Source organism: Pseudomonas sp. M20, from assembly GCF_045037865.1.
Taxonomy (GTDB): Bacteria; Pseudomonadota; Gammaproteobacteria; order Pseudomonadales; family Pseudomonadaceae; genus Aquipseudomonas.
This window is the reverse complement of sequence record NZ_CP173611.1, coordinates 1,237,385-1,263,406: the sequence shown is the minus strand read 5'-3', so window position 1 is coordinate 1,263,406 and position 26,022 is coordinate 1,237,385. Positions and strand designations below refer to the sequence as shown.

Sequence of the window (26,022 nt, the reverse complement as noted above, 5' to 3'; positions counted from 1 at the left end):
TTTTATGTCTGTGTGTTTTATCCCGCCTTGGCCATGCAGCGTTTGTAGCGCTCGTCCACACGCTTGGCGAACCACGCTGTGGTGAGTTTGCGAGTGATCTTCGGACTCTGCAGCACGATCCCCGGCAACACCGCACGCGGCAGCTTCTTCCCCTCCGCTTGCTCTGCCAGTTCGAACACCCGCTGATAGAGCTTGGTCTCTTCGAACTCCAGGGTTTTGCCCTTCTCCAGTTGATCGCGAATGGTCGGGTTGCGCATGCCCAATGACTTGCCGAGGGTACGCACCGCCAGTTCCGTGCCGCCGGGCATGATCGAGTCGTAGCGGATCAGATCGCCATCCAGCGCCAGCGGAATGCCCGAGGCGCGACTCACGGCATTCTGAAACGCAGCATTGCGGCTCGCGTACCAACCGGCATTGAAATCAGCAAACCGATACAGCGGCTCGCGATAACTCACCGGATAACCGAGCAGATGCGCGATACCGAAATACATGCCACCACGGCGACTGAACACCTCACGGCGGATCGTGCCGTCCACCGGGTACGGATAATCTTTGGCGTGCTGTTCGGCAAATTCGATGCTGACCTGCATCGGCCCGCCGGTGTGCACCGGGTTGAAGCCGCCGAACAGCGTGCGACCCATCGGCACCCGGCCGATGAAGTCGTCGAAAATACCACTGAGTTCTTTTTCACTGCGCGCCGCATTCAGGCGTTCGCTGTAGGTCTTGCCGTTGGTTGAACGCACTTGCAATGCGCCGCTGACCAACAGGCTGGGGATATGCACTTTCGCGGCGCGACGGTCGATTTCGTCGCGGGCGATCTTGCCCAGGCCGGGCACGGTGGGGTCGGCCTGGAAGGTGGATTCCTGTTCGGCAACGGCCAGCACCGAGCACAGGTTTTGCGTGGTCGGGCTGATGCTCTGCGCGGCAAACGCGGCGTAGATATCGGTGGCCCAGCCTTGCCGGTCAGCAGTCTTGGCCGGCATCAGCCGCACGATCTCGGCCTTCACTTCAGCAGGCGCACGCGGCACCGGTTCCTGGCTGCGCTGCCCCGCGCAACCGGCGAGCACCAGCAATGCGGCGAGCGTGATCGGTAATCGAGGGTTGTGCATGTTGCTCCATCCAGTCCAATAAGCCAGAACCACCATACACAATCCGTGTAGGAGCTGCCGCAGGCTGCGATCTTTTGACTTTAAAAAACAAGATCAAAAGATCGCAGCCTCCGGCAGCTCCTACAGAGGAATATGGGTTTTGAAGAGGTGATGACAAACCGATTGCAAACCGTTACTGAGAAAACCTATCATTTGCACCTGGAGTCGCATTTGCGCAAGGAGTTCCCGCGCCGCCCTTATTTTTCTCACCGGCCGTGCGCCTCCAGGTACATACATGCCCGCTCCAGCTCGACTCGCCGTCCCGTTTCGCCCGACGTTTCTCGCCCTGCTGTGCTCCCTGACTGTCACCGCTCACGCCGCTGAAGGCGATGCCAAAGCGCTGGTGCTGGACGACGTCAACGTCAATGCTCAAGCCCCGACGCCCAACGCCTTGCCCCCGGTTTACGCGGGTGGTCAGGTTGCCCGGGGTGGCCAGCTCGGCGTGCTCGGCAATCAGGACATGATGGACGTACCATTCAGCGCCGCCTCTTATACCGAACAACTGATCCAGGATCAGCAGGCCGAAAACGTCGCCGACGTGCTGCTCAACGATTCGTCGGTACGTCAGGCCTCCGGTTTCTCCAACCAGGCGCAGGTCTTCATGATTCGCGGACTGCCGCTCAACGGCGACGATATTTCCTATAACGGTCTCTACGGTGTGCTGCCACGGCAGATCATTTCCACCGACGCCTTGGAGCGCGTGGAAGTGTTCAAAGGCCCGAACGCCTTTATCAATGGCGTGACCCCGACCGGTTCCGGCATCGGCGGTGGCGTCAACCTGCAACCGAAGCGCGCCGGCGACGTGCCGCTGCGGCGTTACACCACCGACATCAACAGCGAAGGCCGTATCGGTCATCACTTCGACATCGGCCAGCGCTTCGGTGAAGACAACCGCTTTGGCGCCCGGATCAACCTGGCCCAGCGTGAAGGTGACACCGGTATCGATCACGAGAATCAACGCTCGAAACTGTTCGCCATCGGCCTCGACTATCGCGGCGACGCCCTGCGCGTCTCCGGCGACTTCGCCTACCAGAAAGAGCGCGTCAACGGTGGCCGCAGCTCGGTCAACCTCGGCACCGCCACACACATTCCGGATGCGCCATCGGCCGACACCAACTACGCGCCGAAGTGGGGCTACACCGACATCGAAGACACCTTCGGCATGCTTCGCGCCGAGTACGACCTGAACGACAACTGGACCGCCTACGCGGCCGGCGGCGCCAAGCACACCCGCGAAGTCGGGCGTTACAACTCGACCACTTTGGTTGGCAACAGCGGCGCGTCGTTTACCACGGGTTCGTTCGTCCCCCACGATGAAGACAACACCAGCGTCATGGCCGGCCTCAACGGCAAATTCAATACCGGCGCGATCAGCCACAAGCTCAACTTCGGCCTGACCGGAATCTGGGCCGAGCAGCGCAGCGCCTATGATTTCGACCTGACCCAATACGCCAACAACATCTACCACCCGGTGCAGACGCCGTCGCCTGTGGGCAACTTTGCCGGTGGCGACTTGAATGATCCGGGCATCACCGGAAAGACCTTCAACCGCAGCATCGCGCTTTCCGCCACCCTCGGTTTCTTCGATGATCGCCTGCTGGTCACCGCCGGCCTGCGTCGCCAGCAACTGGTGGTGCAAGGCTACAACTACGCCAGCTGGGGCAGCGGCGATCGCAAGTCGAGCTACGACGAGTCGATCACCACGCCGGTGTATGGCGTGGTGTTCAAGCCATGGGAACATGTGTCGTTCTACGCCAACCACATCGAAGGCCTGGCTCAGGGCCCGACCTCGCCGACCAGCACCGGCGGCTTCCGCGTGACCAACGGCAACGAAGTCTATGCGCCGAAACGCTCCAAGCAGACCGAAGTCGGGGTGAAAGTCGACATGGGCACTTACGGCGCGAGCCTGGGTGTCTATCGCATCGAGCAACCAAGCGATGGTTACTGCGAAATCAACAGCCCCACCACCTGCACCTACGTGCGTGAAGGCGAGCAGGTCAACAAAGGCGTGGAAATGAACGTGTTCGGCGAGCCGATCCAGGGCCTGCGCCTGATCAGCGGCCTGACCCTGATGGACACCGAACTGAAGAACACCCTCAACGGCGCCAACGACGGCAACCGTGCGATCGGGGTGCCGACCTTCCAGTTCAACGCTGGTGCGGATTGGGACGTGCCGGGCCTGCAAGGCGTAGCGCTGAATGCGCGGATGCTGCGCACCGGCGGTCAATACGCCGATGCGGCGAACAATCTGAGCCTGCCGACCTGGAACCGCTTCGATGCGGGTGCGCGTTATGCGTTCAAGGTGTCGGAGAAGAACGTGACCGTGCGGCTGGGTGTAGAGAATCTGGCGAACAAGAAGTATTGGGAATCGGCTCAGGGTGGGTATCTGACTCAGGGTGAGCCACGAGTGGCGAAGTTGTCCGGCACTATTGATTTCTAAGGCTGAAAAGCCCCTCATCGGAACGCCGCCCGCCTAACCCTCTCCCGGAGGGAGAGGGGACTGATTGCGGTGTTCTTTCGAAGTACACCGACGTGTGCCATCGAGTCGAACTCAGGTTCTGAAAAGCCCCCAAATCGGCTCCCTTTCCCCCTCGCCCCCTTGGGGGCGGTCCGACGTTTCGGGAGGGCTGGGGTGAGGGGGTAAATTTCACTACCGCCAAAACCTTCCCGCCGAACACCTGAAAACAGGCCTCACTACTACGGGGCCTTTTTCCGTCTGGCCGATCCACTGGCCACCCTCGCCTGCTGATCCATACTTGCTGCACAGCAAACGGAGGACAGGCCCATGAACCGCAGCGACGTCCTGATCATCGGCGCCGGCCCGACCGGGCTGGTACTGGCCCTGTGGCTGAGCAAACTCGGCGTGCGCGTGCGCATCATCGATAAAACCTCCGCACCCGGCACCACATCGCGGGCCCTGGCGGTGCAGGCGCGCACCCTCGAGTTGTACCGGCAACTGGACCTCGCCGACACAGTGGTGCGCAACGGCCATCGGGTCGCGGCGGCGACTTTCTGGGTCAACGGCAAACCGGTCGCGCAGTTGCCACTGAACCGCATCGGCGCAGGCCTGACGCCCTACGCGTTCGTCGAAATCTTCCCGCAGGATCAACACGAACGGCTGCTGATCGAGCGTCTCGAGGACTACGGCGTCACGGTCGAGCGCGACACCACACTGGAAAGCTTCGAAGAAACCGGCGACGGCCTCACCGCGCATTTGCGCCTGCCCGATGGCGAGCAGGAAATCTGCCAGGCCTGTTATCTGGCCGGCTGTGACGGCGCCCGCTCAGTCGTGCGCAAAACCCTCGACACCGGTTTCCCCGGCGGAACTTATCAGCAGATTTTCTACGTGGCCGACGTCAAGGCCAGCGGCCCGGCAATGAACGGCGAATTGCACCTGGATCTGGATGAAGCGGACTTTCTCGCCGTGTTTCCTCTCGCCGGCGAAGGCCGCGCAAGGCTAATCGGCACCGTGCGTGATGAACGTGCGGATCGCGCCGAAACCCTGGAATTTTCCGATGTCAGCAGCCGTGCCATCGATCACTTGAAAGTGCATATCGAAGATGTGCACTGGTTCTCGACCTACCGCGTGCATCACCGCGTGGCCGAGCATTTTCGCAGTGGTCGCGCGTTTCTTCTCGGCGATGCCGCGCATGTGCACAGCCCGGCGGGCGGTCAGGGCATGAACACCGGCATCGGCGACGCGATCAATCTGGCGTGGAAACTTGCCGCTGTGCTCAGCGGCGCCGCCGAGCCGAGCCTGCTCGACAGCTACGAAACCGAACGCATTGCCTTCGCCCGCCGATTAGTGTCGACCACCGATAAAGTCTTCAGCTTCGTCACCGCCGAGGGGCGCATGGCTGACTTGCTGCGCATGCGCGTGGCACCGTTTCTGATCCCGAAAATGGCCTCGTTCGAGGCCAGTCGCGAGTTCCTTTTTCGCACTGTGTCGCAAGTCACCCTCAACTATCGCGGTATGCCGCTGAGCCAGGGCGCAGCCGGCCACGTGCACGGCGGTGACCGTTTGCCGTGGGCGCATGATGGTGAGGGGGATAATTACGAATCGCTCAGACAGCCGTGCTGGCAGGTGCATGTCTACGGCGACACCAGCGACGAAATGATTGCCTGGTGCCACGAACATCACTTGCCGCTGCATGTGTTCGACTGGCGGCCGGCGTTTGACACGGCGGGGTTGGGGCGAAACGGTTTTTACCTGCTGCGCCCGGATACCTATGTGGCGATTGCCGATAACAGTGCGGATCCGAAGGTGATCGAACGCTACTTTCGGGAGCATGGTGTCCGACCTTACTTTCCTTGAACTCGATGGCGTATTCAGCATGACACTTCAGCATGCCAGCATTATGCTACCGTCTACCGCCGTTCACTCCCGCGATGTTGCCTGATTGAAAAATCGTAGAACCGCAAAATACATCCTTATAAGGACTGATACATGCTAGGGATTTTGGTATATCTCGTCGCTGCAGTATTGATTTTATTTTTCTACGTTCTGGTATTTCCAACACAGGACTTCTTCTATCAACTGATTGGCGCGTTGATTGTTAGTCTTCTGGTCTGGGACATGACCACCAAGCGATACCTGCTAAAAATCAGCAGAATCTTCGCCATCCAATGGGAACGGCAAACCGAGCAGTTTTTCTGCGCCCCCAGCGAAACGAAACTGACAAAGCTGAAGCTTTTTCGACGTAAAAGAAACGACGAAATCACACCTGTCTATATCGAGAAGCTCTCCGTTAAATCTTCTGCAGCCATGATAGTCACGCTGCAGGGTGAAAAGAACGTCAAGCAGGCCGCGACTCTTGGCTTTCAACATTTCAAAGTCCTCGCGCAAAAAGCCGCCAAATGGCAGGCTTATCGCCAGTATCTTCTCAGGGAGGCCACCGTGGACTTCCCACTGATACACAAAATTGCCGACACACTTGCTCCTCCCTCAGAATACGTGACCGGCGACGACCTTAAACTCACCTCCGACAACGATTTCCTCAAGAGACTGGCAACAACCAGTAAAGAGGTCGTGCACATATTCACCACAACGTCGCAGCTCTCCTCGGACTTCATCACCACCGTTGCCAATCACAAGAAAGATATAAAAACCCTGCACTTTTATATTTGCAGTCCTTATATCCAGAGTCATAAGTCTCTGCTCGACCTGACGCAAGAATATGAAAATCCTGCCTTCACCCGGCAGAAGGGACAATTCGTATGCAACGACGATGACAGCGTTCATGTCGAAGCCGATATGGTTCGCCGCATGATCAAGATTCTCGGCGCGATTCGCGAACTTGCCAGGCTGACGAACCAAGTCAACATCGAACTACACTTCTTCACTCAGCGTTATCCGGGCGTCAAGATCAAGGCACTGGAGCAAAAAGGCTACGCGCAGATACAACCAGGTCCTCTTTCCTACGCCAACAACCTTTATCGGTTTGCCGTTGATGTGAAGGAGTCTGAACATAACCAGTTACTGCAAAAAGACCTGGCAGCCTTCCGCCAGAGTGGCAAGATCGAGACCATTGAGTTGAAGGCTTCGTCAGGCAAACCCGTTGGCGAGCAAGCCGTCAAAGAAATGTGCCAATGGCTTTGCAGCCGGGGCATGACGGAGAAGAAACTGCAAGCAATGCATTCGCGAATCAAGGACATTGCCAAAGACGCTGACTCGGACAAGATCATCAACGACATCTTTCTCAGGCTTGAAAAGGTAACCGACGTTCTTGCGCAAGGTGATCAGGTCTGTGAAGTGCTTGCGCCCGATGGTTCGGTGACTCATTTCTCCACAGGATTGATCATTGAAAAAGACGACAAGTTGCTGCTGATAAAAAAGGCTGACCCCTTCTACAAAGAAAAATACAGCATTGTCGCCGGACACGTGAACCGCCATGAGACGCCTGTAGAAGCGATCAAACGGGAAGTTTATGAAGAGCTGGGATTAACCCTGAGTAACCCGCGACTGATCACGCCAGCCTTCGAACTCAACGATGCCTGCCGTCATAACGCGGACCGACACCTCTGGTTTGTCTTCAAGGCCGATTTACCGGATGGTGACTATCAACTCGACAGCAGCGAAATCAGCAAGACCAAACTTGTCCCTATAGCCGACCTCAAGGCAGACCTTCTGACCCCAGGTGCACTTGGCGTAATGAAGAAATTGAGTTATATGCCATGACGATCGTCATCAAATTGCCCGGTGCAGGCATGATCAAGAAGGGGCCGTCGACCTCGAGTATCGACTGGCTAAGCTACCGCGATTATCGGATCGACGCCGACTTTTACCGTGATCTTCTCAAACTGATTTCATCTCAGGATAACACTCAACAATGGGTGATCGTTTCCGGCGGAGTGGGCTCGCACCTGCAGACCAACTTCGCCAGAGAAATGCATGCCAGCGCTGACGAGCTGAAAGCGATTGGTACCGATCACGTGCGAACGCTGCAGAAAGTCTTCCTCTCGTACTGCAGCAGATCTGGCGCCAGCGTGCATGAAGTACTGGTGCCCGTCACCGAGCTGAATGCTGTTATGGCGGACAGCCGCGCAACGATCTTCTTTGTCGATCCAGACATTCGTTATGCCTCCACCGATACTTTGGCAGCCGCAGCAGCTCAAGCCATCGCGGCAGACAAGTTGATCGTCTTCAAAGCCAAGGTTCCGGTTTTCTCAGCCGGGTTCCCCACTCCGACTCGCATCGAAAAATGGCCGATAGCCGATCTCGGAGCGCGCGCAGAATCATTCGAAGCACAGAACCCTGGGCATTACATCATGGACAGCGCATCGGTGCAGATCATCCGCAGCGCTGGAATTTCGACCTGGCTGCTTGCCCCGGATAACTATATAGCCCTGTTTGATCCCGAGCAGTGCGAGAGTGCCACGGAGATAGTGCTATGAGTGTCTGGAGCGATACCGACATCCTCAACGGGCATAATGGTGAAGATTTGCAGATAGTTGACTTCAATCCTGATTGTCTGCGCTCTTCCAGCTATCTGTTGCGCTTGCACGACCGAATGCTGGTTCGACAATCGACCGCTGTCACCATCGATAGCCGTTCGACTGACACCGCCGCGTTATTCACCGAAGTCCAAATACCGCCAGAAGGGTATGTACTCGAGCCGGGGGTGCTTTACCTCGCCTCGTCCGTGGAAAGACTGCGGCTGGGGAACAACGTATGTGCCGAGATGGGTCTGTTGTCCTGCTATGCACGCATTGGCATGAATCTGAACTTTGGCTCCAACTTTATCGCCGCGACCTTCGGCGAGCGCGAGCCCTCGAGATTGACACTCGAGATCATTAATCTGTCGCGAGATAACATTCGCCTGTATCCCGGTGTCAAGCTCTGTCACCTGCGTGTGCATCAGCAACGCTCCCCCAGCCGCACTACCTACTCAGGGATTTATGCAGCCGGGGAGCAGACACTACCGACAAACTTCAACCTCAAGCCAGCCCGCTAGGTGCTGGCGGCGGGCTATCTAGATCCCGGCCAGCGCCAGATCCATCGCAAAGTAAGTGAAGATCAGATCTGCACCCGCGCGCTTGATCGCGCCGAGGCTTTCACGGACCACGCGATCCTCATCGATCGCCCCGGCCTGTGCGCCGAACTTGATCATCGCGTACTCACCACTGACCTGATACGCCGCCAGCGGCAGGTTCGAGGCTTCGCGGATGTCGCGGATGATGTCGAGGTACGCGCCAGCCGGTTTGACCATCAGCGCGTCGGCACCTTCTTGCTCGTCGAGCAGTGATTCGCGCAAGGCTTCGCGGCGGTTCATCGGGTTCATCTGATAGCTTTTGCGGTCGCCTTTCAGCGCGCTGCCACCGGCTTCGCGGAACGGGCCGTACAGTGCCGAAGCAAATTTGGTCGAGTAGGCCATGATCGGAATCTGGGTGAAGCCGGCCGCGTCCAGTGCCTGGCGAATCGCCCGCACCTGACCGTCCATCGCCGCCGACGGCGCGATCACATCAGCACCGGCACGCGCCGCTGCCACGGCTTGTTTGCCGAGGTTGATCAGGGTCTGGTCATTGTCGACTTCATGGTTGTGCATCACGCCGCAGTGGCCGTGATCGGTGTATTCGCAGAAGCAGGTGTCGGACATCACGATCATCTCCGGCACGGCATCCTTGGCAATGCGCGACATGCGCGAGACCAGACCATCGTCGCGCCAGGTGTCGCTGCCGTTGCTGTCCAGATGGTGGGACACGCCGAAGGTCATCACCGACTTGACGCCGGCACGGGCATAACGCTCGATTTCGCTGGCCAGTTTGCGCTCGGGAATACGCATTACCCCGGGCATGCTTTTGATCGGCACGAAGTCGTCGATTTCTTCTTCGACGAAAATCGGCAGCACCAGATCGTTCAGGCTGAATTCGGTTTCCTGGAACAGGCTGCGCAGGCTCGCATTGCGGCGCAGACGGCGTGGACGTGCTTCGGGGAACTGACTGGACATGAGGGCCTTTCCTGAAAACGGCAGATGAGACGAAAGTCGTAGGGGGCGAAGCTTATGCCTTGCGGGGGTTGGGGTACAAACCTGGATCAATCAAGAGTGCATTACTGGGGGTGTAATAATCGCTGTGACACAACAAATCCCCTGTAGGAGCTGCCGAAGGCTGCGATCTTTTGATCTTGCTTTTAAAAATCAACATCAAAAGATCGCAGCCTTCGGCAGCTCCTACAGGGGGATGTGTGGTGTCAGGAAGGGATGGTCAGGCCGCGAATGACCGCCGGACGCGCGAGGAATCGCTCAAGCACCCGGGTGACATTCGGGAAGTTGCTGATGCCAACCAGATCACCGGCCTCGTAAAACCCGATCAAATTACGCACCCATGGGAACGTGGCGATATCGGCGATGGTGTAGCGCTCGCCCATGATCCAGTCACGGCCCTCGAGCCGACCGTCGAGCACTTTGAGCAGACGTTTGCTTTCGTCGACATAACGATCACGCGGACGCTTGTCTTCGTAGTCCTTGCCGGCAAATTTGTTGAAGAAGCCGAGCTGGCCGAACATCGGGCCGATGCCGCCCATCTGGAACATCAACCACTGGATGGTTTCGTAACGCTGCGCGCCTTCCTGGGCGAGCAACTGGCCGCTTTTGTCGGCCAGGTAAATCAGGATCGCACCGGACTCGAACAGCGGCAGCGGCTTATCTTCGGGACCATGGGGATCGAGGATCGCCGGGATCTTGTTGTTCGGGTTCAGCGACAGGAACTCGGCGGACAGCTGATCATTGCTGTCGAAAGCAACCTTGTGCGGCTCGTACGGCAGGCCGATTTCTTCGAGCATGATCGAGACTTTGACGCCGTTGGGCGTCGGCAAGGAATAGAGCTGAATCCAGTCAGGGTACTGCGCCGGCCACTTCTGGGTGATCGGGAACGCGGACAGATCGGTCATGGGAAGCATCCAGTCACAAATTAAAGTCCTGAGCATAATCCAGGATCACACGCTCTAGCGCGGGTTCTTTTTGCCAGCGTCGTTGCACCTACTTAAATCCGCAACATCCTGTCGCTAACCTGCCACCAGGCCGCTAAACGGAGCCGTTAGAGTGCTGCGCACTCGGACGATCGAACCAAACGGCCCTCAGGGGACTCTGAGCTATGCCTTTGTTGCAGAGGAAGCCGTTCATGACAGGGAAAACACCCGGTGCTGGGAGCCCGTGGTGTAAAGGTTTGTCAGCCTTAATTGAATCTGCTGAAGAACTTTCTATTTCATGACGAACCTTATGCGATTCGCCAAACGCTTCAAACACCGTGCGTATGTGGCCCTGCCTTCCCTGCTGGCCGTCAGTGCGCTGTTTCTGTCGCTTGAGTCCAGCGAAAGCCGCGCGCAACCGGCGGATGGCACCCAGACCCTGGTGTTCCTGCGCCACGCAGAAAAACCCGAGGGCGGTCTCGGCCAGCTCAACTGCCAGGGCCTGAACCGCGCCATCGACCTGTCGACGCTGCTGCCGGAAAAATTCGGCAAGGCCGATTACGTGTTCGCCGCCAACCCGACACGCAATGTCGAGGAAGGTGAGCTGGACAACTCCTACAGCTACATTCGCCCGCTGATGACCATCAGCCCTGCCGCGATCAAGCTCGGTCTGCCGGTGAACATCGAGTTCTCGGCCAACGACACCAGCGATCTGGCCCGCGAGCTGCTGGAAGACAAGTATCACAACTCGACGATTTACACCGCGTGGTCCCACGGCTATCTGCCGGAGTTGATCAACAAGGTGGCTGGCAAAGCGGTCGGCGAGAAACAGAACATCACTGAGGACTGGGCGGGCAACGATTTTGACTCGCTGTATGTACTGACCCTGACCTGGCACAACGGCAAGGCCAGTCTGCAGAGCCACAGCTACAAGCAGGGGCTGGATCATGGCAAGGAAACCTGCCCGACCTGATTCTTGTGTGGTCTGACCCGGCCCCTTCGCGAGCAGGCTCGCTCCCACATTGGATCTGCGTGAAATACAAATCCCCTGTCGGAGCGAGCCTGCTCGCGAAGAGGCCAGCCGCTACAAACTCAACCTTTCTGGCTCAGCCGCTCACGCAAATACTCAAGCACCGCCCCACGCTCCCCGGCAAACTCGATCCGCCCGCCCTTCTTCTCGCGCTGAAACACATACATCGGGTCGTAATACTCACGCAGCAACCCTTCGATCCAGCCGCGATGCAAGTCCACCGCCCCGCTACGCCCCTGCGCCGCCAACGCGTCTTCCATCAAAATCAGCAAGCGTCGATGGCGCTCGCCACCCAAGCGCTTCTGCACGTTGTTGAGGCTTTCCAGCAGACGTTCAGAAAACAGCGTAAAGCCCTCCTCGCCATGCACCGTAGAGAACTCCGCCGACAGATCGACCACATAATCGCGCAGGATCCGCTCCACACGATCCTCAAAACTGTCTTCCAGCCAGACCATCGGGTACTGCTGCATGCCCTGATACAACGGCAGCGGCAAGGCGCAACTGCCGACCACCCGGCTCTCGTCCTCCAGCACAAACTGCGTGATACCCGCGTCGCGCTTCTTGAGAATGTCGATGGCCAGACGGTTTTCAAAGTCGATGTTCGACGGCTGCCCGGTGGCGCGCTTGCCGAAGCTGGAGCCGCGATGATTGGCGTGCCCTTCAAGGTCCAGGCCGTTTTGCAGTTGCACCAGCACTTCGGTCTTGCCGGTGCCGGTCATGCCGCCGAGCAGTACGAAATCACATTGCGCGATGGCCTGCTCAAGGGTGTCGATAAGGAAGTTGCGCATTGCCTTGTAGCCGCCGCCGACACGCGGATAGTCAATGCCGGCTTCGTCACGCAGCCACTGCTGGGTGATCTGCGAGCGCAGGCCACCACGAAAACAATAGAGATAACCGTCAGGATGGGCGCGGGCAAAATCGGCCCAAGCCTCGATACGCTCGGCTTTCACCGCGCCCGACACCAATTGATGGCCCAACTCGATGGCAGCCTGCTGACCGCGCTGTTTATAGCAGGTGCCGATCTTCTGCCGTTCGACGTCGTTCATCAGCGGCAGGTTGATCACACCGGGGAACGCGCCCTTGTGAAACTCGACCGGCGCGCGGGCATCCATCAGCGGCCGGTCGTTGAGGAAAATGTCTCGGTAGTCAGTGCAGTCGCGGAGCATCAAATCACCTCGACTGCGTTCGTCTGTCGCTCAACCAGTTCGCCGATTGGCGCCAGGTTCAGACCCAGTTCGGCGGCGACGGCGAGGAATTCTTCATTGCCTTCAGGCGTCACCGCGATCAACAGACCACCGCTGGTTTGTGGGTCGCAGAGCACGCGCTTATGCAGCTCCTGCACGCGGCCGACCTTGCTGGCATAGCTGTCGAAATTACGCAGCGTACCGCCGGGCACACAGCCCTGATCGAGGTAGTACTCGACGCTGTCCAGACGCGGCACCCGGTCGTAGGCGATGCGCGCGGTGAGCTTGCTGCCATCGGCCATTTCCACCAGATGCCCGAGCAGACCAAAACCGGTGACGTCGGTCATCGCCGTAACGCCGGCGAGTTTGCCGAAGCGGCTGCCGGGTTTGTTCAAGGTGCACATCCAGTCGCGGGCCACGCCGACGTCGGCGGCGCGCAATTTGCCCTTTTTCTCGGCGGTGGTGAGGATGCCGATGCCCAGCGGTTTGGTCAGGTACAACAGGCAACCGGCGGTGGCGGTGTCGTTGCGCTTCATGTGGCGCTTCTCGACCAGACCGGTGACCGCGAGGCCGAAGATCGGCTCCGGCGCATCGATCGAATGCCCGCCCGCCAGTGGAATGCCCGCCGCGTCGCAAACCGCACGGCCACCGCGAATCACTTCACGCGCCACTTCCGGGGCCAGCACATTGACCGGCCAGCCGAGAATCGCGATGGCCATCAGCGGATCACCGCCCATCGCGTAGATATCGCTGATCGCGTTGGTCGCGGCGATGCGGCCGAAGTCGAACGGGTCATCGACGATCGGCATGAAAAAGTCCGTGGTCGAGACCACACCGCGCTCGGCATCGATCTCGTATACCGCCGCGTCATCCCGCGAGGCGTTGCCGACCCACAGTTTCGGATCAAGGTTCTGCGCACCGCTGCCGGCCAGAATCACTTCCAGCACCTGCGGGGAAATCTTGCAGCCGCAACCGGCGCCGTGGCTGTATTGGGTCAGACGAATCGGCTCGCTCATGGGGGAGTCTCAGGCTGTTGATGGGGCGGATTCTAGCAGAGCACGGCCCAGCAGTTTTTTGCACTGACTGAGCGGCCCCTTCGCGAGTAGGCTCGCTCCCACATTTGCACCGCATTCCCCTGTGTGCGAGCCTGCTCGCGAAGGCAATCGAACAGTCACCACACGCATCGGGTTGCCAAAGAATTTACAGGCAAAAAAAACCGCCCTTACGGGCGGCTAAAAGTGCTTCGACCCTAAATCAGAAGCCCAGGCTGAAGCTGATGGTCATCGCATGGTCATTGCTGTCGTTCGACAGTTGCCCCGAATAGCCAACCCCGAGTTTGCCGGTCGGGCTGATCTGGAAGTCGACCCCCGCTTCAACAATCGCGCTGTCCTTGGCGATCGGCACGCCTTGGGTGCTGAACGACGCGCCGCCGTCGATGAAGGTCAGATCAGCGTCAGGCTTGGTGTCACCAAAGGCATGGCGCCAGCCGATGGCCGCGCGCGGGGTGAATTGCCCGCCGTTGGCCAGGGTGATGACTTTGCCGGCGCGTACACCGAGGGTCGAGAAGGTGATGTCTTGATCGGCATCCGCTTCCAGGCGCCCTACTCCGCCTTTCTCCTTGGCTTTGTCAGTGTCGTAGTTGACGTAGGCGAGCCCTGCGAACGGCTCAAGGGCAATGCCGCCCGCGTCGATGGCGTAACCGACTTCACCGAACACCTGGGCGCTGCGTGCGTCGTAGTTGGCTTTCAGACGATCGTTGTAGCTGCCGACGCTGACGTTGCGTTTGGTTTCGATGTCGTGCCAGCTGTAAGCCGCGCCGAGGCGCACCGCCAGGGCATCGAACTGCGAGTTGAGGTACGCCGCCAGGTGGTAGCTTTCGACGGTGGCATCCGAGCGACGATCATGCGCATCGAGATCGCTGCGGGTGTAACCGGCGGCCATACCCACGCGCCACTGGTCATCGAGTTGCTTGTCGGTGCCGAGCATGAAGCCGCTGAGGTTGCGATCAAGTTTCGCCGCATTGCTGTCGCCATCCGACTCGCCCCAGGCGCCGAGTGCCCGCGCCCAGCCGACCATTTCGCCGTGGCAACCGTTGCTGCTCAATTGGTTGTCACTTGGCGCCAGGGCTCGGCGTGGATCATCCGCCGCGCTGCATGATGGTTGGCGCATGCGATCGTTGACTGCGTCACGCACATAACGCGAATCCTCGAGAATCGCACTGGCGGTGCTGGCGTGGATCTCACCCGACAGACTGTCGAAGGCATTACGCGCACCGGCGACACTGAGGTTGACGATCTCGTTCTGCAACGCCGCGCCCGCCGGGCCGTTGTTCGACAGCGCGGTGGCGGTTCGGAACTGGTTGCCGGTGGCAGCGACATCGGCGAAGGAATTGCCGTTGCGGCTGACCACCAGGTTCACCGCATTAGCGTCATACACCAGCGCGCTGTTAAGGAACGCGTATTGCGGCAGGTCCGCAGCGCTGAAGGTGCCGTTCACGCCACCGCCCGCCGTGATCAGCGAATACGTGGTGTTGCCGGTGAACGGTGCCAGCGAGTTGACTTGCAAGGCGCCGCCCAACGCCGCGGTGCCCCCGACTGCCAATGGTGTTGCGGTTGGCGAGCTGACCGTCAGTGCCAGCACACCGTCGGATGCGTTGGTCAGGTTACCGGCCACGCTCAGGGTTCCAGCCTCGGCGCCAGAAGCCACCACACCGTGGTTGACCACCGAGCCGACGCTGCCGTTACCGCTCAACCCCGCCCCATTGGCCACGGTGACTTGCCCGCCCAGCGAAGCCCGCGCCGCACGGCTGCCGACTTGCAGCACGCCTTGATCGACCGCGACCGTGCCGCTGAAGGGGTTATCACCGGCCAACAGCAAGGTGCCAGTACCGCTTTTGAGCATCGCGCCAAGTCCGCTCAGCGATCCGTTGAACAGACCATTGACGTTCTGTTGGAACACCAGCGAAGCGTTGTTGAGAATGTTGCCCTGCAAGCTGGTGGTATTACCGATCAACGTACCGCCGCTGACGGTGGTGCCTCCGCTGTAAGTGTTGGCGCCGCTCAATACCAACGTGCCGGAATCAAGTTTCTCGATGCCGCCCGTGCCCACCAGTGGCGTAGAGATTTCCGCACTCCCACCGGCATTGACCCGCACTGGCGCGAGGCTGCCGTCCGTGCCGTTGACCGGCGTCAGCGTACCGCCAGCCCCCGGAACCAGGCTATAGCCGCCGGAGAGAAATTGCAGACCGGTAAAGTTCTGATTGCCCTGCACGGTCACCGTACCGGCCTGGCCACCGAACACCGCGAACTGACCATTTGAAGCCAAGGCCTGGGTACCGCTCGGATCGGTCCAGTTAGTGCCTGGGCCCCATACACCGCTACCGCCGCCGATGCTGCCATCGGGATTGGTGGTGCCACCGTTCCAGAACTGCACCTCACCCGGCGTGCCTTGCACCAGCAGATTGATCTGATTGGCGATGGCGGTTTGCAGGGTCAGATTGGCCGCCGACACCGGCAGGCTGCCATACACCAGACCGTTGTCGGTGAGGCTGCCGCCGTAGCTGAACAGTTGATAAACCCCAGTGCCGAAACCGCCGGCGTTGCTGATGTTCAGCGTACCGTCGAGGGTCAGGTTGCCGGCGACGTTGACCACGGTGGTCGAACTGGCCGCCGAGCCGAGACTGAAGTCCAGATTGGTTCCCGAGGACAACGCCAGCGAACCGACCGACAACGGCGTCGCCGTGCCACCGCCAGCCAGCGTCGCACCGCTGGCCAGTTGCACGGCGCCGCCGAGTTGGCCGCCACCGCCGATGCTCGCGCCGCTGGCAACGTTGACGCTGGCGCTGTTGAGCACACCGTTGACGATCAGGTTGCCAGCCTGCACCGAGGTGTTGCCGGTGAAGGTGTTGTTGCCGGCCAGCAGAAGCTCACCGGTGCCGGCTTTGTTCAGCGTACCGGCGCCGGTGAGGTTGCCGGTGTAGCTGCCGTCAGCGTTCTGCTCGAAGGTCAGCGTTGCGTTGTTGACGATCGCCCCTTGCAGGCTGCTGGTGTCACCGCGCGTCGTGCCGCCGTTCAGTGTGGTGCCGCCGCTGTAGGTGTTGGCGCCACTGAGGACGAGATCGCCGCTACCGTTTTTCAGCAGACTGCCGGTGCCGGTCACCGCACCGATCAACGTGGTGTTCTGATTACCGGCCAGGGTCAGTTGAGCGCCAAGGTTGACGGCGTTGGCCAGTTGCAGCGCCGAGGTGCTGTCGAGGGTGCCGTTGCCGGTCACGTTGAGCGCGGCGCTGCTGAGTGCACTGTTGTTGCCGAGGATCAGCGTACCGCCGGCGAATTGAGTACCACCGCTGTAAGTGTTGCTGCCGTTGAGGGTCAGGCTCGATGCGCCGGCCTTGATCAGGCTGCCGCTGCCGCTGACCACGCCGCCGAGGGTCAAGGCGTTGGAGCCGGCAACGGTCAAACCACCATTGACGACCACGTCGTTGCCCAGACTGACGGCCGCGTTGCTGTCCAGCGCCGTGCCGTCAGCAGCGGTCAACACACCAGTGCCGAGCGCCGCGTTGTTGCCAACCACGATTTTGCCGCCATTGAGCGCCGTGCCGCCGGTGTAGCCGTTGGCCGCGTTGAGCACCAGCGTACCGCTGTCGTATTTGCCCAGCGTGCCGCTGCCATTGAGCGCCACACCGAGGGTTGCCGTGGCGTTCGGGTCAACCCGCACCGTGGCATTGCCCAGCGAACCGTTGACCAGATTCAGCGAGCCCGCCGTGCCGTTCACCAGGCTGTAGCCATCGGTGACGAACTGCATGCCGGTGATGGTTTGCGCGCCATTGACGGTCACCGTACCGGCCGCGCCCTGAAACACCGCAAAGTTGTTGGTCCAGGCCTGATTGGTGGTGCCGTTGACGTCGGTCCAGTTGGTGGTGCCAGTGTTCCAAGTGCCGCTGCCGCCTTCGACCGAACCGTTGGCCAGCAGTTGGTTGCCGTCCCAGAACTGCACGGTGACGCCCGGTGCGGTGACCAGCAGGTTGATCTGATTGGCCAGAGCGGTTTGCAGGGTCAGATCGCCCGGGCTGACGCTGCCCGGCAGTGTGCCGAAGAGCATGCCGTTGTCGGTCAGGCCGCCGGTGTAGTCGATCAGGCGATAGACACCGCTGCCGAAACCACCGATGTCGCTGACATTGAGGGTGCCGTCGAGTGTCAGATTACCGCCGACGCTGACCAGCGCATTGCCGCCACCGGACACCGGGGTGCCGAGGCCGACGTCGAAGTTTGAATTGCCGTTGAACAGCAGCGTACTCACGTTCAGCGTACTGCCGGTGACGCCCGCCAGATGACCGCCATCGGCCACCGTCACGGCACCGGTCAAGGTGCCGCTGCCACCGAGCGTGCCGCCGTTATTGACCAGCACGTTACCGCTGGCCAGCGAACCGTTGACCTGCAGGGTGCCGGCGTTGACGTTGGTATCGCCGGTGAGGTCGCTGATGCCGCTGAGGGTCAGGGTGCCGCTGCCGAGTTTGCTCAGGCTGCCGTCACCGCTGAGGATGCCGGCGAAGGTGCTGCTGACATTGTTGCCGCCAAGGCTCAACGTATTGCCCGTGCCGATCAGCGCAGTGCCGCTGCCAGTGAGGCTGGCAAGGCTGCCCGAAGCACCGAGATTCAGCGCCGCGCCGCTCGCGAGATTAACCGTGGCGTTGTTGCCCAGTGCCGCGCCACTCAACGTGGTCAGGCTGCCGGCGAGCACATCGAAGGTGCCGCTGAAGGTGTTGCTGCCACTCAGTGTCACGTCGGCCAGACCGTTTTTGCTCAGCGTACCGGCGCCGGCGATGACACCGCCGAGTGTCAGGTTGTTGTTGCCGGCCAGGGCCAGATTGGCATTGACGTTGAGGTTGTTGGCCAGCACCAGTGGCGCGGAATTGTCGAGGGTCGAAGCGCCGGCCACGGTCAGCGCGCCGCTGCCCAGAGAGCTGCCCGTACCAAGGGTCAGCGTGCCGGCATTCAGCGTGGTACCGCCGGAGTAAGTATTGATGCCGTTGAGTGTCAGGTTCGACGCGCCGTTCTTGATCAAGCCACCCGCGCCGCTGACAACGCCGGCGAGGGTCAGGTTGTTGCTGCCGGTGTTGCTCAGGTTGGCGTTGAGCACCACGTTGTTGCCCAGGCTCAGCGCGCTGTTGCTGTCGAGCGCCGAGGCGCCAGCTACGGTGAGATTGCCCAGACCCAGTGCCGAGTTGCTGCCAGCGGTCAGGGTGCCGGCGTTCAGGGTGGTGCCGCCGAGGAAGTTGTTATTGCCGCTGAGGGTCAGGTTGGCTGCGCCGTTTTTGCTCAGGCTGCCAGCGCCGTTGACCGTGCCGGCCAGGGTCAGATCCGCCGTACCACCGATGCCGAGGTTGCCGGCCAGATTCACCGCATTGTTCAGCGAAACCGCTGTGCTCGCATCCAGCGTGGTGCCGCCCGCCGCGTTCAACGTGCCAGAACCCAGCGCCGAGTTCGACGCCAGAATCAGTCCGCCGGCGTTCAAGGCAACCGGGCCAAGGAAGGCATTGTTACCGCCGAGGGTCAGGTTCGCCGTGCCGGTTTTGATCAGACCACCCGTGCCGCCAATCACGCCGTTGAGGGTCAGTGCATTGCTGCCGACCACGGTGAGGTTGCCGTTCAGCGTCGCGGCGTTGGCCAGTGTCACCGCCGCGTTGCTGTCCAGTTGCGTGCCGGCATTCGCCGTCAACGTGCCGGTGCCGAGCGCGGTGTTACTGCCGACGATGATCTTGCCGCCGTCCAGTTGCGTGCCGCCGGTATAAGTGTTGGCACCACCCAGCACCAGGGTGCCGGCGTCGAGTTTATTAAGGATGCCGCTGCCATCGATATTGGCATTGATGGTCGCCGTCACGCCCGGATCAACGCGCAACGAAGTAGTGCCGCCGGTGCCGTTGACCGCTGTGAGTTGCCCCGCTGCACCGTTGATTACGTTGTAGCCGTCGGTGAGGAACTGCATGCCAGTGAATGCCTGCGTGCCGTTTACCGTCACCGTGCCGGCGGTGCCCTGGAACACCGCGAAATCACCCGCCCACGGCTGGTTGACCAGACCGTTGGCATCGGTCCAGTTGGTGCCGACCGCATTCCACGTGCCGCTACCGCCATCGACCACACCGTTGGCGATGGTCTGGCTGCCGTCCCAGTAACGGATGTTGCTGTTCGGCGCGGAGACTTGAATGTTGATCTGATTGGCCACGCCGGTCTGTACCAGCAGATCGCCGAGACCATAACCGACCGGCACGCTGGCGACATCGAGGCCCAGATTGGTCAGGGCGCCGGTGTAGTTGAACAGGCGATACACGCCGACGCCAAAACCGCCGGCATCGGTGACGTTGAGATTGCCGTCGAGGGTGAGGTTGCCGCCGACGTTCATCAGCGAAGTGGTCGACGGCGTGCCCAACGCCACATCGACATTGCTGCCGGCCGCGAGGGTCAGCGCACCGGCGGACAGTTGATTGCCCGACGCCAACGCCAGATGCCCGCCGCTGTTGACGTTGACGCTACCAAGCGCCGAACCGGTGCCGGTCAGCGTACCGCCGGTATTGACGTTGACCTGTGCACTGGCCAGCGAACCGCTGAGATCCACGGTGCCGCCATTGATCGCGGTGTTGCCGGTAATGCCGTTGATGCCAGTGAGGTTCAAGGTGCCGGTACCGACTTTGACCAGGCCGCCGCTGCCGCTGAGATCACCGTCAAAGGTACTGGTGACGTTGCCACCGCCGACGGTCAGGGTGTTGCTGCCGGTCAGTTGCACACTGCCGCTGCCGGTCAGCGCGCCGAGGCTGGCGTCGCTGCCCAGATTGAGCCCGGCGCCGGCGCTGATGTTGACCCCGGAAGTGCTGCCCAGCGCATTGCTGTTGAGGGTGGTGACGCTGCCCGAGATGATGTTCAGTGCGCCGGTAAAAGTGTTATTGCCGGCGAGGGTCAGATCCGACAGACCGTTTTTGGTCAGGCTGCCAGCGCCGTCGATGATGCCGTTCAAGCTCAGATCGTTGTTGCCGGCGACGGTCAGTCCGGCATTCAGCGTAATGGCGTTGCCGATGCCGAACGAGGCGCTGTTATCCAGCGTCGCCGCACCGCCGACGATCAATCCGCCACTGCCGAGGCCGTTGGCATTGCCCAAGGTCAGCGTACCGGCATTGAGCGTGGTGCCGCCGCTGAAGGTGTTGTTGCCATTGAGGGTGAGATTGGCCGCGCCGTCCTTGATCAACTGGCCAGTGCCGCTGGTGACACCGCCGAGGGTGAGGTTCTGCGTGCCGCCAACGCTAAGCGCCGCATTCAGGGCGACGGCGTTGTTGAGGCTGACCAGTGGAGAATTGCTGTCCAGCGTTGCCGCGCCAGCGACGGTCAGCGCACCGGAACCGAGCGCCGAACTGTTGCCGACGGTCAGGGTGCCGGCGTTCAGCGTGGTGCCGCCGAGGTAATTGTTGGCCGCATTGAGAATCAGATTGGCCGCGCCGTCTTTCACCAGACTGCCGGCGCCGCTGACCAGACCGGTCAGGGTCATATTCGCCGTGCCGCCGATATTCAAGGCACCGGCGAGTGCCACGGCATTGCTCAGACTGACGGCGGTGTTGGCGTCCAGCGTGGTGTTGGCGGCCGCGTTCAACGTACCGGAACCCAGCGCGGTGTTGCTACCGACAATCAGTTTGCCGGTGTTCAACGCGGTGTTGCCAAAATAAGTGTTGGCGCCATTGAGGGTGAGGTCGGCAGCGCCGTTCTTGGTCAGCCCACCGATACCGGCGACCACGCCGCCCAAGGTCAGCGCATTGCTGCCGCCCAAGGTCAGGGTGCCGCCGAGGTTGACGTTGTTGGCCAGCGTTGCCGCAGTGCTGGCATCAAGGGTGGTGCCGTTCGAGGCGTTCAGTGTGCCGGTGCCGAGGGCCGTGCTGGAGCCGACCACCAGCGAACCGGCATTCAGCGCGGTGGTGCCGGTGTAGGTGTTGTTGCCGTTGAGGGTCAGGCTCGATGCGCCGGTCTTGATCAAACCGTTGCCGCCACTGATCACCCCGCCGAGGGTCAGTGCGTTGGCGCCGCCAGCGGTAAGGTTGGCGTTGAGAATCACGTTGTTGTTCAGGGTCACGGCCGAACTGCTGTTGAGCGTGCCCGCACCTTCCACCGACAACGCGCCAGTGCCCAGTGCGGCGCCGTTGCCGACGGTGAGGCTGCCAGCATTCAGCGTGGTGCCGCCGCTGTAGGTGTTGGTGCCGTTAAGAGTGAGATTGGCGGCGCCGTTTTTCACCAGTTGGCTGGCGCCACTGATCACCCCGCCGAGGGTCAGCGCGTTACTACCACCGATCCCCAGGCTGTTGTTGAGAATGACCGCGTTGTTCAGCGTCACCGCCGCATTGCTGTCGAGGGTGGCCACGCCGCCAACGGTGATATTGCCGCTGCCGAGCGCCGCGTTGGCACCCGCCGTAATCGTGCCCGCGTTCAACGCGACCGCACCGAGGAAGGTGTTGGCGCCGTTGAGAACCAGGTTGGCCGCGCCGTTCTTGGTCAGCCCGCCGCTGCCGCTGACAATTCCGCCCAGGGTCAGGTTGGCGCTGCCGCCGACATTGAGGTTGCCGCCGAGGGAGACCGCGTTGGTCAGCGCCACTGCCGTGCTGGCGTCGAGCGTAGTACCCGCCGCCGTGGCCAAGGCGCCAGTGCCCAGCGCAGTATTGGAACCGACAATCAACGTGCCGGCATTCAGCGCAGTACCGCCGGAGAAGGTGTTGTTGCCGCTGAGACTCAGGTTGGCGGTGCCGTTTTTGATTAGATTGCCGGCACCACTGACGACACCACTCAGGCCCAATGCTTGCGTGCCACCAACGGTCAGCCCCCCCGCGAGCGCGACGGCATTGGCCAGGGTCACCGCCGTGGTCGCATCCAGCGTGGTGCCCGCCGCCGCATTCAGCGCGCCGGTCCCCAGCGCGGTGTTGCTGCCCACCAACAGGCTGCCGGCATTGAGCAACGTGTTGCCGCTGTTGCTGTTGTTGCCGGTCAACGTCAGGCTGGCACTGCCGGACTTGGTGATGCCGCCGGTGCCGGACAATACGCCGCCAAGGGTCAGGGCATTGCTGCCGAGCACGTTGAGCGCGCCGGTCATGCCGATGTTATTCGCCAGCGTTACGTTGGCGGTGCTATCGAGACTGGTACCGGCGGCCGTGTTGAGCGCGCCGCTACCGAGCGAGTTGTTATTGGTCACCAGCAGGCTGCCGGCGCTGAGAGTGGTGGTGCCAGTGAAACCTGTATTGGCGCCACTGACGGTCAGGCTGCCAGTACCGGTTTTGGTCAGGCCGCTGCTGCCGCTGATCAAACCGCCGAGGGTCAGTGCGCCAGTGCCGCCGGCGGTCAAGGTGCCGCCGAGGCTGATGGCGTTGGCCAGGCTGATCGTGCCCGGTGCGCTCAGCGTTGTCGCGCCGGTCACATTGAGCGTGCCGGTGCTGAACGCCTGATTGTTGCCCAACTGCACCGTGCCGCCATTGAGCGTGGTGTTACCCAGATAGGTATTGGCGGCGCTAAGGTTTAGCTGACCGGTACCGGCCTTGGTGAAACCGCCGCTGCCGGAAATCACCCCGCTCAGGGTGGTGGCGTTGCCGCCTTGTACCGTAACGCCGCCGGCACCGAGGGAAATCAGATTGCTGATGTTCAACCCGGCATTGCTGGCTTGCAGAATCCCGCCGTTGGAGGTGATGACGCCGCTGCCGAAGGTGGCGTTGTTGTTGAAATTCGCGATACCGCCATTGAGCGTGGTCGCGCCGCTGACCAGTGGCCCCTGCAAGGTCCAGGTGCCGCTGTTGAGGGTCAGGTTGTTGAAGTTGATGTAGGTGGCGCTCGATGCCGTGCCAGTCCCGGTGATACCGCCGCCGACGCCAGCCGGGTTTTGCAGGATCAGGCTGTTGGTGCCGCCCGCACCGCCATCCACCGTACCGGTTGGGGCGAAGGTCAGGTTGATGCCGATCAAACCGCCAAGGCCGACGCTGATCTGTACACCGTCACCGACGTTGACGCTGGAGCCGGTCACCGCGGTGAAGGTGTTGGTGCTCGCCGCGCCCATCGACACGCCGCCGGTAATCGCACCGGCGTTGGTGAAGGTGTTGCCTGCCGCCGAGGTCTCGAAGGCGATCCGGCCATTGATGACACCGGTGCTGCTGTTGGTCATGTTGACCTGCGAGCCGCCGTAAACGCCGATCACCGGGGTGTCGGCCAGGGTGATGCCGCCGATCGAGAGTCCGGTCGAGGTGATGGTGCCGTTGTTGGTGATGCTGGTGGTGCCGGCCGCGGCGTTGTTCACGCCAATGGCCAGGCCGTCGATGCTGGTCAGGTTGAGCCCGAGCAGCATCCCCGTACCACGGATGATCCCGCTGGCGTTGTTGAGCACACTGACCGTGCTCGTCGCGCCAGTGCCGATGAATGCACCGCCGCTCAATACCGAGACCAGGCCGAGCAGCGCCGGGTCGATAGTGCCGGAGTTGTTCAGGGAGATGTTCACCCCGGTCAGGTCCATCACATGGCCGCCGAGGGTCGCGTTCATCTGCGCGCCGCTGTTGACGTTGACCGTCAAACCACTGGTGGCGCTGGAGAAGTTGTTGAGAAACAGCGGCAGGCTGGGCACGCCGGTACAGGTCACCGTTGAACCCGCCGTGGAGCACGTGGCCAGCGCAGGTGCGCTGACGCCGCCGAACAACAGTCCGGCGACGCTCAGATGCACAGCAAGGGAAAGAGGGGAAAAGCGCGAAACGAGGGCGACACCAAACCTTGCTTCCACGGGCTACTCCTTGTCGTGGCCAATTTCTTCCTTGAGCGCGCGAAGAGCCGTGCTTATTCCACACGCGAATCAAGACTGCGACGGTCATCACAAAACCGCGTTATTGGGGACAAAGCTAGTAGACGCCCGGCAATGGGGCACGGATTAAATGGTGTTAATACTTTAATACTAGAGGGGGTCTGGCATCAGCGTTTCAGCCCGCAGTCATTGACTGTGAAGAGGTTAAAAACTGTGGGAGCGAGCTTGCTCGCGAATGCGTTGTCAGCTTGCGGATACTTTTCTGATACCCCGCCTTCGCGAGCAAGCTCGCTCCCACAGGGAACTGTAGGGTCTGCAAACCCGCGCCTGACCGATCCATCAGGAAATACTGAAAAAGGACAGATTTTTCAGCCCATTGAAGGTTTTGGTACGCCTTATGCAAACGTTTGCGTAACGTCAATCCCAAGGTTTTCGTAACAAAACCGTACAAGCCCACGGAACACGGGCCTCGAATCCGCAAAAAAGGACTTTGAATGCACGCCGCCTCGCCTTTTCGCGCACCTTTTGCGCGCACGCTTGCTGTTTCCCTGCTACTGACCGGCGTTACCGGAGTTCTCAGCCACAGCGCTTTGGCGCAACCGCCGGCCAAGGAAGAATCCGCCCAGGGCGAAGCGCTCAGCCCGGAAGCCAGCCCGCCGAAAAAAGGTGCCTATCTGTCTGACTGGTACAACCAGGACTTGATGTTGATTGGCAGCAAAGACATCAGCTTCGGCCCGCAACCGGCCGATGACATCTATCTGGAATACGAGTACTTCGGCCGCAAAGGTCCGTTCGAACTGTACGGCTACGTTGACATCCCGAAGATCTTCAACATCGGCAACAGCCATGACAAAGGCGTGTGGGATCACGGCTCACCGGTGTTCATGGAGCACGAACCGCGCATCTCCATCGATTACCTCGCCGGCCGCAGCCTGGCCATCGGCCCGTTCAAGGAATGGTATGTAGCGTTCGACTGGATCTACGACCACGGCAGCCGCAAAGAGAACCGCGCCAACACCCTCTACAGCGGTTTCGGCACCGACATCGATACGCACTCGCGGGTCAACCTTTCGGCCAACCTCTACGGTCGCTATCAGTGGGAAAACTACGGCGCCAGCAATGAATATTCCTGGGACGGCTACCGCGCGCAGCTCAAGTACATCGTGCCGATCGACAAATTCAGCAACGGTGCCTCACTGACCTACATCGGTTTCACCAACTTCGATTTCGGTTCGGACATCCACAAGGACAACCCCGCTCGCACGGCCAACGCGACGGTGGCGACCAACGTGTTGCTCTACTCGTTCACCCACTTGCGCTTCACCCTGGTCGGCCGTTATTTCCACAACGGCGGCAACTGGGAAGACGGCAGCGAGCTGAATTTTGGCGACGGCAATTTCCGTGCGCGTTCCAACGGCTGGGGTTACTACGCCGGCGTCGGTTATCAGTTCTGAATCA

At 60.8% G+C, this 26,022-nt stretch carries 13 protein-coding genes; 7 read left to right on the top strand and 6 right to left on the bottom strand.

From position 1 onward, the window contains the following. Positions 1 to 17: 17 nt before the first annotated feature. Positions 18 to 1,109 carry a DUF1615 domain-containing protein gene (locus ACI514_RS05735; protein WP_405123257.1) on the bottom strand — a complete coding sequence of 364 codons (1,092 nt, stop codon included), beginning with the start codon at positions 1,107 to 1,109 and terminating at the stop codon, positions 18 to 20. Positions 1,110 to 1,383: 274 nt separating this feature from the next. Between ACI514_RS05735 and ACI514_RS05730 the strand changes: the two genes are divergently transcribed. The 5 genes from ACI514_RS05730 to ACI514_RS05710 all read left to right on the top strand — a co-directional run bounded on the left by ACI514_RS05730 (position 1,384) and on the right by ACI514_RS05710 (position 8,602). Then, complete coding sequence (locus ACI514_RS05730) at positions 1,384 to 3,588, top strand: TonB-dependent receptor (RefSeq protein WP_405123256.1); 2,205 nt, start codon at positions 1,384 to 1,386, stop codon at positions 3,586 to 3,588. A 345-nt stretch (positions 3,589 to 3,933) separates the two neighbouring features. Further along, positions 3,934 to 5,463 carry an FAD-dependent oxidoreductase gene (locus tag ACI514_RS05725; protein WP_160058730.1) on the top strand — a complete coding sequence of 510 codons (1,530 nt, stop codon included), beginning with the start codon at positions 3,934 to 3,936 and terminating at the stop codon, positions 5,461 to 5,463. 132 nt (positions 5,464 to 5,595) lie between these two features. After that, entirely contained in the window at positions 5,596 to 7,326 is a 1,731-nt protein-coding gene (locus ACI514_RS05720) for an NUDIX hydrolase (protein WP_405123255.1), read from the top strand. Beyond that, the gene (locus ACI514_RS05715) at positions 7,323 to 8,042 is read left to right on the top strand and encodes a hypothetical protein (RefSeq protein WP_160058732.1); all 720 of its coding nucleotides are present in this window, start codon (positions 7,323 to 7,325) and stop codon (positions 8,040 to 8,042) included. Before ACI514_RS05720 ends, ACI514_RS05715 begins: the two co-directional genes overlap by 4 nt. Continuing rightward, positions 8,039 to 8,602: a dCTP deaminase domain-containing protein gene (locus ACI514_RS05710; protein WP_160058733.1), complete on the top strand. Its 564-nt coding sequence runs from the start codon at positions 8,039 to 8,041 to the stop codon at positions 8,600 to 8,602. The genes ACI514_RS05715 and ACI514_RS05710 overlap by 4 nt, the downstream gene beginning before the upstream one ends. Before the next feature lie 18 nt (positions 8,603 to 8,620). Here the strand turns inward: ACI514_RS05710 and hemB are convergent, their stop codons facing one another. Beyond that, on the bottom strand, positions 8,621 to 9,595 hold the full coding sequence (gene hemB, locus ACI514_RS05705; RefSeq protein WP_160058734.1) for a porphobilinogen synthase: 975 nt from the start codon (positions 9,593 to 9,595) through the stop codon (positions 8,621 to 8,623). Positions 9,596 to 9,837: 242 nt separating this feature from the next. Beyond that, positions 9,838 to 10,536 (bottom strand): glutathione binding-like protein, encoded by a 699-nt coding sequence (locus ACI514_RS05700; RefSeq protein WP_160058735.1) that lies wholly within the window; start codon positions 10,534 to 10,536, stop codon positions 9,838 to 9,840. 316 nt (positions 10,537 to 10,852) lie between these two features. Here ACI514_RS05700 and ACI514_RS05695 point away from each other — a divergent pair, with 316 nt between their 5' ends. Next, positions 10,853 to 11,527: a hypothetical protein gene (locus ACI514_RS05695; protein WP_016985322.1), complete on the top strand. Its 675-nt coding sequence runs from the start codon at positions 10,853 to 10,855 to the stop codon at positions 11,525 to 11,527. Between the two features lie 119 nt (positions 11,528 to 11,646). Here the strand turns inward: ACI514_RS05695 and mnmH are convergent, their stop codons facing one another. From mnmH to ACI514_RS05680, 3 genes are all read right to left on the bottom strand, one after another. Then, positions 11,647 to 12,750 (bottom strand): tRNA 2-selenouridine(34) synthase MnmH, encoded by a 1,104-nt coding sequence (mnmH, locus tag ACI514_RS05690; RefSeq protein WP_405123254.1) that lies wholly within the window; start codon positions 12,748 to 12,750, stop codon positions 11,647 to 11,649. After that, positions 12,750 to 13,784 carry a selenide, water dikinase SelD gene (gene selD, locus ACI514_RS05685; RefSeq protein WP_150795782.1) on the bottom strand — a complete coding sequence of 345 codons (1,035 nt, stop codon included), beginning with the start codon at positions 13,782 to 13,784 and terminating at the stop codon, positions 12,750 to 12,752. Before selD ends, mnmH begins: the two co-directional genes overlap by 1 nt. A gap of 238 nt (positions 13,785 to 14,022) precedes the next feature. Next, positions 14,023 to 24,546, bottom strand: a complete 10,524-nt coding sequence (locus ACI514_RS05680) for an autotransporter-associated beta strand repeat-containing protein (protein WP_405123253.1) — start codon at positions 24,544 to 24,546, stop codon at positions 14,023 to 14,025. Between the two features lie 512 nt (positions 24,547 to 25,058). On the opposite strand from ACI514_RS05680, the gene ACI514_RS05675 reads away from it, so the two are divergent. Further along, positions 25,059 to 26,018, top strand: coding sequence for a nucleoside-specific channel-forming protein Tsx (locus tag ACI514_RS05675; RefSeq protein ID WP_160058738.1), 960 nt, complete (start codon positions 25,059 to 25,061; stop codon positions 26,016 to 26,018). Positions 26,019 to 26,022 lie beyond the last annotated feature (4 nt).